This window comes from Azospirillum agricola, from assembly GCF_017876095.1.
Taxonomy (GTDB): domain Bacteria; phylum Pseudomonadota; class Alphaproteobacteria; order Azospirillales; family Azospirillaceae; genus Azospirillum; species Azospirillum agricola.
The window spans coordinates 16804-29014 of the sequence record NZ_JAGINM010000043.1; the positions used below are offsets into that span (position 1 = coordinate 16804).

General features: G+C 61.0%; 10 protein-coding genes and 1 pseudogene. 6 read left to right on the plus strand and 5 right to left on the minus strand.

Annotation, left to right across the window (positions count from 1 at the left end; translation table 11 throughout):
• From J2847_RS32785 to J2847_RS32795, 3 genes are all read right to left on the minus strand, one after another.
• Positions 1-1083: a nucleotidyltransferase family protein gene (locus tag J2847_RS32785; RefSeq protein WP_209782926.1), complete on the minus strand. Its 1083-nt coding sequence runs from the start codon at positions 1081-1083 to the stop codon at positions 1-3.
• Positions 1080-2084: an NAD-dependent 4,6-dehydratase LegB gene (locus J2847_RS32790; RefSeq protein ID WP_325169536.1), complete on the minus strand. Its 1005-nt coding sequence runs from the start codon at positions 2082-2084 to the stop codon at positions 1080-1082. Before J2847_RS32790 ends, J2847_RS32785 begins: the two co-directional genes overlap by 4 nt.
• A 353-nt stretch (positions 2085-2437) precedes the next feature.
• A complete protein-coding gene (locus J2847_RS32795) occupies positions 2438-3472 on the minus strand; it encodes an N-acetylneuraminate synthase family protein (protein ID WP_209782928.1) in 1035 nt (344 codons plus the stop codon).
• Positions 3473-3775: 303 nt separating this feature from the next.
• Here J2847_RS32795 and J2847_RS32800 point away from each other — a divergent pair, with 303 nt between their 5' ends.
• Both J2847_RS32800 and J2847_RS32805 read left to right on the plus strand, forming a co-directional pair.
• Positions 3776-4483 carry a WbqC family protein gene (locus tag J2847_RS32800; RefSeq protein WP_209782929.1) on the plus strand — a complete coding sequence of 236 codons (708 nt, stop codon included), beginning with the start codon at positions 3776-3778 and terminating at the stop codon, positions 4481-4483.
• Between the two features lie 234 nt (positions 4484-4717).
• Positions 4718-5856 (plus strand): IS3 family transposase gene (locus tag J2847_RS32805; protein WP_209782930.1). Its coding sequence is split into 2 segments (ribosomal slippage): positions 4718-4973 and positions 4973-5856, totalling 1140 coding nucleotides; the frame shifts between segments, so codons are not numbered across the junction.
• A 427-nt stretch (positions 5857-6283) separates the two neighbouring features.
• On the opposite strand, the gene J2847_RS32810 is transcribed toward J2847_RS32805, so the two are convergent.
• Positions 6284-7189, minus strand: coding sequence for a hydrogen peroxide-inducible genes activator (locus J2847_RS32810; RefSeq protein WP_209782931.1), 906 nt, complete (start codon positions 7187-7189; stop codon positions 6284-6286).
• Between the two features lie 218 nt (positions 7190-7407).
• Between J2847_RS32810 and ahpC the strand changes: the two genes are divergently transcribed.
• From ahpC to J2847_RS32825, 3 genes and pseudogenes are all read left to right on the plus strand, one after another.
• Positions 7408-7971: an alkyl hydroperoxide reductase subunit C gene (gene ahpC, locus J2847_RS32815; protein WP_209782932.1), complete on the plus strand. Its 564-nt coding sequence runs from the start codon at positions 7408-7410 to the stop codon at positions 7969-7971.
• A gap of 164 nt (positions 7972-8135) precedes the next feature.
• A complete protein-coding gene (ahpF, locus tag J2847_RS32820) occupies positions 8136-9728 on the plus strand; it encodes an alkyl hydroperoxide reductase subunit F (protein WP_209782933.1) in 1593 nt (530 codons plus the stop codon).
• Between the two features lie 475 nt (positions 9729-10203).
• Positions 10204-10443: pseudogene (locus J2847_RS32825) on the plus strand (integrase core domain-containing protein); the annotation flags it as partial.
• An 18-nt stretch (positions 10444-10461) separates the two neighbouring features.
• Here the strand turns inward: J2847_RS32825 and J2847_RS32830 are convergent.
• On the minus strand, positions 10462-10917 hold the full coding sequence (locus J2847_RS32830) for a winged helix-turn-helix transcriptional regulator (protein WP_209782934.1): 456 nt from the start codon (positions 10915-10917) through the stop codon (positions 10462-10464).
• Positions 10918-10986: 69 nt separating this feature from the next.
• Here J2847_RS32830 and J2847_RS32835 point away from each other — a divergent pair, with 69 nt between their 5' ends.
• Positions 10987-11943, plus strand: coding sequence for an aromatic alcohol reductase (locus tag J2847_RS32835; protein WP_209782935.1), 957 nt, complete (start codon positions 10987-10989; stop codon positions 11941-11943).
• Positions 11944-12211: the final 268 nt, after the last annotated feature.

Consider the following 12211-nt stretch of genomic DNA (forward strand, 5'->3'; position numbering starts at 1 on the left):
CTATTGATCCTGCTCGCGGCTACCGAAAACAGAGTGATAATCCTGGTTGGCCTGGTGCAACTGCGCCGGCTGGCCGATGTCGATCCAGTATTCGTGCACGGGGAAGGAGCCGATCCGTTCGCCGTCGGCGATGGCGCCGGCGATGAGGTCGGTCGCATCGAAGCGTATATTCGGTGGAATGCGGGCCAACGCGGCGGGCGACATGACATAGACCCCGGCGTTGATGAAATGGGTCAGCGTCGGCTTCTCGAGCAGGGCGGTGATCCGCGTGCCCTCCAGGGTGGCAATGCCATAAGGCAGCTTGAACTGCACTTCCTTCAGGGCGACGGTGATCTCGTTGTCCTCCCGCGCGTGGAAGCGCAGCATATCGTCGAAGGGAACCTTGGTCAAAAGATCCGCGTTTGCAACGATGAAGGGCTTGTCCAGCCGTTCCGGCAGCAGCGCAAGCGCACCGGCGGTCCCCAGCCGTTCGGTCTCCCGGACGAAGCGGACGACCCCCTGGTAACGCGGTATCTTCGACACCGCATCGATGATGACATCGGCCTTGTAGTTCAGCATCAGGTAGATGCGGGTGAAATCGGCCGACAGCATCTGATCGAGCAGCGTGAACAGGATAGGGCGGTCGCCGACCGCCAGCATCGGCTTCGGTGTTTCCTCGGTAAGCGGACGCAGCCGTTCCCCCAACCCTCCCGCCATCACCACGGCGGTCTTCTCGTGGAGCCTGCTGCGCAGGGCGAGCAGTTCCTCGATCAGCACCAGACGCAACACCCGCCCGTCGGAGCCAACGACCGGCAACTCGTGGCAGTGGGTGCGCTCCATGAGCGACAGCATCTGGTCGGCTGACATGCCAGCATCGGCCACCACCGGCTGCGCCGTCATGATCGTCGATACCGGAAGGCTCTGGTCAACCGGGGTGAGCATGGCGCGCCGGAAATTGCTGTCGGTCAACACTCCAAGCAACCGTTGGTCAGCGGCAAGGATCAGCAGGATCCGTTTGTGCCCCTTGTCCAGGCGATCAAGCGCCTCACGGATGGACAGGGTCGGCGCGATGCAGACAGCTTCGAAATCGGCGGCTTGCGTCATACGTTGTACCTGTCGGACTTGTAGCTGGCGACGTTCTTGGGATCGCGGAACCAATCCACGGTTTCGGCAATGCCGCGCATGAAGCCCGCCCGGCCGCCGTAACGAGGCTCCCAGCCCAAAAGCACCCGGGCCTTGGAGTTGTCCGCCCACAGCCTTTCCACTTCGCTGTCCGCCGGACGGACGCGCGCCTGTTCGGAGAAGATGTCGAGCGGAACTCCGATCACTTCGGCCACCACGGCCACCGTCTCGGCAATGGAGATTTCGAAGTTGCTGCCGATGTTGATGGTCTGCCCGATGGAATTCGGACTGTCCGCCACCGCCAGGAAACCGGCCACGGTGTCCTGGACATAGTTGAAGTCACGGGTCGTGTGCGCGGCCCCAAGCTTGATGCCCGGGCGCCCGGACAAGGCCTGGGTGATGATGGTGGGAATCACGGCACGGGCCGACTGCCGAGGGCCGTAGGTGTTGAACGGCCGGACGATGGCGACCGGGGTTCCGAAGGACAGATGGCAGGCCAGAGCCATCTGGTCCGCGCCGATCTTGCTGGCCGCGTAGGGCGACTGGGCGCAGAGCGGATGCTCCTCGGTAATCGGAACGAAACGTGCGGTCCCGTAAACCTCGCTGGTCGATGTGTGGACCACCTTCGACACGCCGAGTTCCCGCGCCGCCTGTAGGATGTTCAGCGTCCCGGTGATGTTCGTGTCGACGTAGGTCTGCGGTGCATGGTAGGAGTAAGGGATGGCGATCAGCGCCGCCAGATGAAAAACCGTATCGCATCCCTTCATCGCCGCCCGGATGGAGGCGAAATCCCGGATGTCGCCCGCCACCACGTCCATGCCCCGCAACGCTTCGGGCGGCGCGTGGTCGAGCCAGCCCCAACTGTTGAAGGAATTGTACTGGACGAAGGCTCTGACGGCTTTTCCCCGCTTGACCAAGGCTTCGACCAGATGTGAACCGATGAAGCCGTCCGCACCGGTCACAAGAACAAAACCGTCGCTCACGATGCCCATTCCTTGAATTGACCGGCCTCAGGATGCCTCCGTCCATGAGACCGTCGAGCCGGCCAGCAGAATGGAAGGATTGACGGTCTTGAATGCCGGGCCGATGCACCGCACCGACGTTGATCAGACCATAGCCTTTGGCCTCTCGAATTACCAACCCTCGTTGAGACGCATCTCCGCACTGTTTCCTGTAGGTAAAAAGAAAAATCGCCAGAGTGGCAAACAACTATAGAATAAATAGAATAATTAGCTACCCTGGAAAAATCTACAGTTGAAAGCAAAGTAATTCAACAAAATAAATATGATATCATATATTTCTGTTTCAAGAAAGATTTTTGGCCAAAATATTATAATCAGAATATGTCTTCCCAATTCAAAACGTCATCAGCCTTCAAATCATGGCTAGCAGTTTTTCCAAGAATGGAATAATAATGCTCGCATGGAATTCCATAACCTGGCCGCATGATCGTCATGTTTGCAGGACTGATCTTTTCACCGGCTTTCACGTCGGCCGTCAGCACAAGACTCTTGCGGTTGTTGCGGCGGGTGTTCATTTCGGTCGCCATCGGGCGCTTCACCCCATCCCCCAGAATGGTCGGCAGCACACGCACCTTGCGCACCAATTCCGCCGTCTCCGCTGGGTCCTTGGACAGCATGTGGTCGGGGCCTTCGGCGTTCTTGTCGTGAGTGAAGTGAAACTCCAGAATGGTTGCCCCGAGGACAGCGGCGGCATAGCTGACATCGGTGCCCAAAGTGTGGTCGGAATAGCCGACCGGCAGGCGAAACTCCCGTTGCATGGCTACCATGGCCCCCAGATTCACGCTTTCGGCATGGGTGGGATAGTTGGTGGTGCAATGGAAGAGGATCAGTTGGTCATTTCCCTCCTCGAGGATGGCGTCGACGGAACGCCGCACCTCGCTCATGGTGCACATGCCGGTGGAGAGCAGGACCGGTTTGCCCGTGCGGGCAACATGTTTCAGCAGCGGTATGTTGACGGCATCATCAGAACCGATCTTGTGTGCAAGCACCCCCAGCCCTTCCAGCATATCGACATCGGTGGAATGCGTCGGGGTCGAGAAGATGAACATGCCCTTCGAGCGGGCATAGTCGAAAACCTCGCGATGGGTGTCGTCGCTCAACTCGAATTTCCGGAACAACTCCCACTGGGACACCACGCCCGTGTTTTCCATGTCGAAGATGGCGGAGCGCGTGGTCAGGGTTTCAGCGCGGAAAGTCTGCACCTTGACGGCGTCGACGCCGGCCGCGATGGCCAAGTCGATCAGACGGAATCCATCCTCGGCTCGAATAAAGTTGCCACCGATTTCTGCGATGACGTAGACCGGTTGCCCCGGTCCCACCCTTTTGTCGCCAAGCGCTACCGTTCTCATGATCGACACCCGAAAAGCTCTCCAGACCGATGCAGTAACTCAAGAAAAATTCCTTGTCAAAGCCACGCGCTTCATGAGGCGTCTCTCCATCGGGCGGTGCGCCCCGGAGCCCGGGCGTTTCCTCAAGGGTGGAGGGATCGGCTGGCGAGGATCGGAGAGGCTGGTGGCGATTGGGCAAGCGGTCTATGTTCGGCGACCGATTGCAGGATTTGGAACGTACCTCTTGTGAAGGACCAGCCCTAGGCGAATGATTCGTCGGGAAGCGTCATCCTTTTTCCTTCAGGCCACAACGAAAGTACCGGAATGAGACGTGTTTGCATTCACCAGCCAGATTTCCTACCGTATCTTGGGTTTTTTGACAGACTTATTGATAGTGATGTATTCATTATTCTTGATGATGTTCAATTCAGCAAGAATGGCTGGCACCATCGTGACAAGATAAAGACTGCCAATGGAGCGGCATGGCTTACACTGCCACTTCAGGCCGCCAGTCTTGGCACCTTTATCATGAATATGGAACTGTCAAAAGACCGCCAAAAATGGTCTGAGATCCACGCCAACAAGCTCTATGAGAATTATAGAAAGGCAAAATTCTACAATGAATTTTCTGAAATTATATTTGACATGTACAAAAAAGGAGAGGCATCTCTCTCAAAATTCAATGAAGGATTTATAAGATTTTTCCTTGATGTTTTTGAAATTGATACAGAAATAATTCTTTCTTCTAAATTAAACTGCTCTGGCGGAAAAAACGAACGATTGATCGCACTCTTGCAAGCGGTTAATGGAACACATTATATCTCCGGAACCGGAGCTATAGCTTATATGAAACCAGAATTATTCAGTAATGCTGGAATCGTATTGGAAATTCAAGAATTTTTACATCCGAATTATCCTCAGCAGCATGGAGATTTCCTTCCTTTTCTATCATGCTTGGATGTTTTGTTCAATTGTGGACGGGAGTCCGCTGGGGTTTTGCGACAACAGCGCGGCGGCAAACGGCCGTATTGATGCGCCGTTCTGCGCCCAGCCGTGGATCCGGCCGCTGCGCGCGGCCCCGCTGGGTAACTGCTCACGGGGCTGGCAAAATGGGTTGCGCCCTCGGGCTGGATGTGAGTCAACGTCGGGATGGAGAAACCGCCGCGCCACCGTCTGAGTGATGCCGAGAAGGACGCCCTGTGAGCTGGTCCCCGTTTCCCGGACAGTTCGCTAAGCTTGGTTCGCCCAGGAAGAAGGACGGACCCGATGACGGGAAAACGGAAACGGTATTCGGCGGAGTTCAAGGCGAAGGTGGCGCTGGAGGCGATCCGAGGCGAGTTGACGGTGTCGCAGCTGGTGGCCGAGCACGGCGTGCATCAGACGCTGATCAACACCTGGAAGAAGCAGGCGATGGAGGGACTGGCCGGTGTGTTCTCCGGCAAGGCGGAAGCGGCCGAAACCAGCCATCAGGGGGAGGTGGAAAAGCTGCACGCCATGATCGGCCAGTTGGTGGTGGAGCGGGATTTTTTGCGCAAGGCCTCCGGTCGATGAGTGTCGGCCGGAGGCGGGAACTGATCGAGCCGGACCATCCCCGCCTGACGATCCGGCGGCAATGCGAGCTGGTTTCGATCGGCCGGTCCAGCGACTACGGGGCGGCCAAGGGCGAGCCGGCCGCGAACTTGGCCTTGATGCGGCTGATCGACGGGCCGTTCCTGGAAACGCCCTGGTCCGGCAGGCGGCAGATAACCCGGCATCTGCGCCGGCACGGCCATGAGGTCAACCGCAAGCGGGTCCGCCGCTTGATGGCGCGGATGGGCTTGCAGGCGGTCTACCAGCACCCGAAGACGACGGTGCGGCACCCCGAGCACAAGATCTGGCCGTACCTGCTGCGTGACATGACCATCGACCGATCCAACCGGGTCTGGTGCGCTGACATCACCTACATTCCGATGCGTCGAGGCTTCCTGTATCTGGTGGCAGTGATGGACTGGGCGACGCGCAAGGTCCTGAGCTGGCGGCTGTCGAACACCATGGACGTCGACTTCTGCATCGAGGCCGTTGATGAGGCGATGGCGCGCCACGGCCGGCCGGACATCTTCAACACCGACCAGGGCAGCCAATTCACCAGCCCACGGTTCACCGGCCTCTTGACCGCGGCCGGCATCCGGGTGTCGATGGACGGGCGCGGCCGCTGGATGGACAACGTCTTCATCGAACGGCTGTGGCGATCGATGAAGTACGAGTGCCTCTACCTCCACGCCTTCGAGACCGGCAGCGAGGCCAGGGCCGGGATTGGCCGCTGGATCGATTATTACAACGCTGACCGTCCGCACTCGGCGCTCGGCGGCAGAACCCCGGCGGAGGCCTACCAGGGCACACCGGACCGAATCAGAGTGGCGGCATAACACGAACCAGAACCAAGCTTATTTCAGCCGCAAATCTGTCCGGGAAACGGGGGCCAGCTCAGTCCTTGCCGGCGCGCGCAAACTGCTGCGTGCCCGGAAACCTGTCCTGATTTTCGACGGAGCGGCTCCGCGCGCAAGTGTGGCCGCCGGCCTGGAGGAAGAGGGCTTCACCCTAAAAAATCTTCAGTCAGATGGTTCCGCCACGCCATTCGAGATAAACTCCAGCGCACCGTTCCTGGCCGTTTCCAGGGAGAATTTTTTGTCCTTTCAGTGTTGCTGTTAAAATTTATCACGATAATCAAATGTTCTATTGGAAAGTCGTGATAAATTGGCAATTTTTCAGCGTATTGTATTAATTATTTCTTGATTCTGCGGAGGGTTTTTTTTGATTGCTTCACGATTTTCCTGATTGTTGAGCAAGAGAAATTCATTCTTCCACCGTTTCCCGCAAGCTTGCCGCCAAGCGTCGGAATGTCTCCTTCCGCCCTGAACTCCGCCGCCACGCCAAGGCAATGTGTCGGCCGGGACTCCCCTCGTCCAGCGGCCGCACCACGAGGTCCAGCCCGCGCAGAATGCCGGAATCCACCGCCATCTGCGGCAGCAGCGTCACCCCCAGCCCATTGGCCGCCATCTGCACCAGCGTGTGAAGGCTGGTGCCCTGGAAGGTGGCGTTGCGTGGCGCGCGCTCCAGCGCGCAGGCGGCGAGCGCATGGTCGCGCAGGCAATGCCCGTCCTCCAACAGCAGCATGTCCTCCCGCGCCACCTCGGCCGGTCGGGCCGTCGCCTCACCGCTCAGCCGGTGGCCCGGCGGGCAGACGAAGGAGAAGCGGTCCTCGGCGATGTCCACCGTCTCCACGTCGCCGCCCACCGGGTAGGGCAAGGCCAGCAGGGCGGCGTCCAACTCCCCGGCGTTGAGTTGGGCCAGCAGGCGGGCGGTCTGGTCCTCGCGCAGGTACAGCTTCAGGTCCGGGAAGGCGGCGCGCAGATCCGGCATCGCGCGGGGGATCAGGAACGGTCCGATGGTCGGGATCACCCCCAGGTGCAACGGCCCTGCCATCGGGTCGGCGGCCGAGCGGGTGAGGTCCACCAGATCCTCCGCCCCCTTCAGCAGGGCGCGCGCGCGCTCGGCGATCTCGCGGCCCAGTGCAGTCGGCATCACCGACCGCCGGGTGCGCTCCAGCAGTGGCGTGCCCAGCAGCGCCTCCAACTCCTGGATGCCAGCGCTCAGCGTGGATTGGCTGACGAGGCAGGCCTCGGCCGCCTGACCGAAGTGGCAGCGATCGACGACGGCGACGAGGTAGCGGAGCTGGCGCAGGGTGGGCAGCGGGGGCATGCCGGGAGATTGATCGTTTTTTTCGATCACTTCAATCGGTATTTTGTGTTTCTCTTGATCACAGATTTCCCCTATTCCTTCAACGGTCAACGAACCAAGGGGATGTCGCGCTGGTCCGGAAAACCTCGCCACGCCGCCCGAAGCGCCCGCAGGGGCGCTGTCGAGGCCGGGATGCCGGTTCGGCGCGTCTTTCATTCATTGCTCTTCCGGAGAACACTATGTCCTTGATCAACACCGAAATTAAGCCCTTCAAGGCGACCGCTTTCAAGAACGGCAAGTTCATCGACGTCTCCGACGCTGACCTGAAGGGCAAGTGGTCGGTCGTCTTCTTCTACCCGGCCGATTTCACCTTCGTCTGCCCGACGGAGCTTGAAGATCTGGCGAACAACTATGGCGAGTTCCAGAAGCTCGGCGTCGAGATCTACAGCGTGTCGACCGACACCCACTTCTCGCACAAGGCTTGGCACGATACCTCGCCGGCGATCGGCAAGATCGAGTACACGATGGTCGGCGATCCGACCGGCACGATCACCCGCAACTTCGAGGTCATGATCGAAGAGGTCGGCTTGGCCGACCGCGGCACCTTCGTGGTCGATCCGGCGGGCAAGATCCAGATCGTCGAGATCACCGCCGGCGGCATCGGCCGTGACGCCCTGGAACTGCTGCGCAAGGTCAAGGCCGCCCAGTACGTCGCGTCCCACCCGGGCGAGGTCTGCCCGGCCAAGTGGCAGGAAGGCGAGAAGACTCTTGCCCCGTCGCTCGATCTGGTCGGCAAGATCTAAGGTCGCGTGACCGGCGGACGGCTCCGATCCGGACAACACCGGATCCGGGGCCGTCCGCCTCCTCCCCTTTCCTCCCCCCTTGCTCCGTCCGGACCAACGCCGACGACGAACGCCGACGTGCGCACCGGTTCGCTCCGAAAACAACAAGCTCGGGAACCATTGCCATGCTGGACGCCACCCTCAAGACCCAGTTGAAGGGCTATCTTGAGCGAATCACGCAGCCCGTCGAACTGGTTGCGTCCCTCGACGATACCCCTAAGTCCCAGGAAATGCTGGGCCTGCTGGAAGACATCGCGTCCCTCTCGGACAGGATCACGCTGCTGCGCGGCGACGACGCGCGCACGCCGTCCTTCGCGATCAACCGCGCCGGCACGGACATCGGGGTGCGCTTCGCGGGTCTGCCGATGGGCCACGAATTCAACTCGCTTGTCCTGGCCCTGCTCCAGGTTGGCGGCCACCCCTCCAAGGAGGCGGCGGACCTGATCGCCCGGATCAAAGATCTGGACGGCGACTTTCGCTTCGAGACCTATTTCTCGCTGTCCTGCCAGAACTGCCCTGACGTGGTGCAGGCGCTGAACCTGATGAGCGCGCTGAACCCCAGGATCAAGCATGTCGCCATCGACGGCGCCCTGTTCCAGGCGGAGGTCGAGGCGCGCCAAGTGATGGCGGTGCCCAGCGTCTACCTGAACGGCGAGCCCTTCGCCCAGGGCCGCATGGGTCTGGAGCAGATCGTCGCCAAGCTCGATACCGGCGCCGCCGCGCGTGACGCCGAGACGATCAAGACCAAGGCTCCCTTCGAGGTGCTGGTGATCGGCGGCGGGCCGGCCGGTGCCGCGGCGGCGATTTACGCCGCGCGCAAGGGCATCCGCACTGGCGTGGCGGCGGAGCGCTTCGGCGGCCAAGTGCTCGACACCATGGCGATCGAGAATTTCATCTCGGTGTCGCACACCGAGGGGCCGAAGCTGGCCGCCGCGCTGGAGCAGCACGTCAAGGACTACGACGTTGACATCATGAACCTCCAGCTGGCGCAAGCGCTGGTGCCGGCGGCGGTGCCGGGCGGCCTGATCGAGGTGAAGCTGGCCAACGGCGCCACGCTGAAATCGCGGACGGTGATCCTGTCGACCGGCGCCCGCTGGCGCTCGATGAACGTGCCGGGCGAGACCGAGTACCGCAACAAGGGCGTGGCCTACTGCCCGCACTGCGACGGCCCGCTGTTCAAGGGCAAGCGGGTGGCGGTGATCGGTGGCGGCAACTCCGGTGTCGAGGCGGCGATCGACCTCGCCGGGCTGGTGGCGCACGTCACGCTGATCGAGTTCGACAGCCAGCTGCGCGCCGACGCTGTCCTCCAGCGCAAGCTGCACAGCCTGCCCAACGTGACGGTCATCACGTCGGGCCAGACCACCGAGGTGCACGGCGACGGCGCCAAGGTGACCGGCCTGTCCTACAAGGACCGCGTTGGCGGCGAGCTGAAGCGGATTGATCTGGAAGGCATCTTCGTGCAGATCGGGCTGGTGCCGAACACCGAATGGCTGAAGGGCACGGTGGCGCTGTCGCCCCGCGGCGAGATCGAGGTCGATGCGCGCGGCCAGACCTCGCTGCCGGGCGTCTTCGCCGCCGGGGACGCGACCACGGTGCCCTACAAGCAGATCGTCATCGCCATGGGCGAGGGCTCGAAGGCGGCGCTGTCCGCCTTCGATCACCTTATCCGTACGGTGCCGGCCGAAGAAGCCGAACTGGCCGCAACCGCGGCGGAGTGACGACGCGCTGAACGAATGCCCCAGAGCGCAACACCGCGATCCGGGGCGTTCGTGTTTCTGCCCTGCCTCGCGCCGCGGACCGGCCGGTGGATTGCGGGAGGATTGGGCCGCATGGTGAAAGCTGGAGGTCGGCGGCACCGGTTGGTGTGGCCGGCTTGGTATCGTGGCAAGCCGTGTGGTTTGGACCGTGGCCGTCCAGCGGATTGAGGTCATCATCGGCGTCGGCGATAACGGGCTCTTTGCGGCGGGCCATTCAGGGTCTCCTTCTGCTTCAGGATAACCCCGCCGAGCACGAAATTCCGGATACTCCCCCGGTGGAGGGCCAGATCAGCAGGCTGAAGACGATCAAGCGCACGATGAACGGACGCGGAGGCTTCGATTTGCTGCGCCATCGTGTCCTCGAAGCTGCCTGAATGGCCTCGCTCGAGTTGGTTCTCTGCACCGGGAATGCGGATGGGCCCTCACCCGGCACTGACAGGTATCGATGGACGGGCGCGGCCGCTGGATGGACAACGTCTTCATCGAGCGGCTGTGGCGATCGATGAAGTACGAGTGCCTCTACCTCCACGCCTTCGAGACCGGCAGCGAGGCCAGGGCCGGGATTGGCCGCTGGATCGATTATTACAACGCTGACCGTCCGCACTCGGCGCTCGGCGGCAGAACCCCGGCGGAGGCCTACCAGGGCACACCGGACCGAATCAGAGTGGCGGCATAACACGAACCAGAACCAAGCTTATTTCAGCCGCAAATCTGTCCGGGAAACGGGGGGCAGCTCACGGTCAAACGTCTCCCGTGCCCTGCGGAAGCGATCGACATTCTCGACGATCCAGGTCCACAGGGGGACCATCCTGACGAGCAGTTCCAGGCCCGTGTCGGACAGGGCATATTCAACGTGAGGAACCACCTCCTCGAAATCGTGACGCACCACCAAGCCATCACGCTCCAGATGGCGCAAAGTTCGCGTGAGCATCCGCTGGGTAATCCCGTGCATGCGCCGCCCGATGTCCGCATGACGCAGTTGACCATAGACGCCGAGCGTGTGGATCACGCCGAGAGACCAGCGGTTGCCGGCATGGGCCAACACCTCACGGCGAACCCCGTCATCATCGTCCCGGAGGCCATCGCAGACCGTCTGGGAATAACGGAGAATGTCTTCCTGGCTTAGAGAGTTGGCAGCAGTATCACGCATGTACCTATCTTTCGCACTTTTCCAAGAGTTGCCATATCACAGGCAACCAAGGTGAAACGAGTTAGACTGATGAACGATACAGCTTCCGCCGTGAAGTCACGGAACATCCTCGTCCTGGGTGCCGGCGAACTCGGCATGCCGGTCCTGCGTAATCTGGCGCGTCGCGCCAAGGACATTGATGGCGCAAGGATCAGCGTTCTACTACGGGAGAGCGCCGTCGAGTCCGGCGATCCGTCAAAGCAGCGTGACATCGCCGAAATCCGCGCAGCGGGGATCGAGATCGTTCTTGGCGATCTGGTGAATGACACGATCGACGAGCTGGCGGCCCTCTTCTCGCGCTATGACACCGTGATCGGCTGCGCAGGCTATGCGGCGGGTATCAATACGCCGATGAAGCTCGCTAAGGCGGCGCTGCAATCCGGCATTCCGCGCTACTTCCCGTGGCAGTTCGGCGTCGACTTCGAGGCGATCGGCCGTGGCGGGCCGCAGGACATTTTTGATGCTCAGCTCGACGTGCGCGAGCTGCTACGCTCGCAGGACAAGACCGAGTGGGTCATCATTTCCACCGGCATGTTCATGAGCTATCTCTTCGAGCCGGACTTCGGTGTCGTCGATCTGGAAAACAGCGAGGTTCACGCGCTCGGCAGTCTCGACACCGCCGTGACGCTGACGACCCCCGACGACATCGGTGTACTGACTGCTGAAATCGTGTTCTTCGAGCCGACGATCCGCAACGAGATCGTTTTTCTGGCCGGCGACACCGTCACTTACGGCGAGGTCGCGGACAAGCTGGAAGCGGCGCTGGGGCGTCCCTTCAAGCGTTCCGCTTGGACCGTGCCCTTCCTCATGGAAGAGTTGGCGAACGATCCGAAGAACATGATGCGCAAGTACCGCGCCGCCTTCGCGATCGGTCGCGGCGTATCGTGGCCGAAGGCGGGCACGTTCAACGATCAGCAGGGCATTCCGGTAACGGATGTGTCGGACCTGATCGAAGCCGATCTGCACCCCGGCCAGCGCAGCGAGTAACCTCATGCTGCAATCGTTGTGAATCGGCACGAGGTTTCGACGCCGATCGGCACAGTAACCTACTGAGGGCATGAGAACTCTTGGGATCCCACCTGCGTGCTGTTTCACAGGCCGGGAGCTGGGACTCAGCAAGAACACCGTGGCCGGCATCGTAAAACGCGCGCGCGATGGGGTGTGCATCGGCTTGCAACACTGGGCCAGTTTCAGGGGTGATCGGCGTCCAATAACCAGCCACCTCTGATCTGGCAGACTACCACCCTGGGTTTGG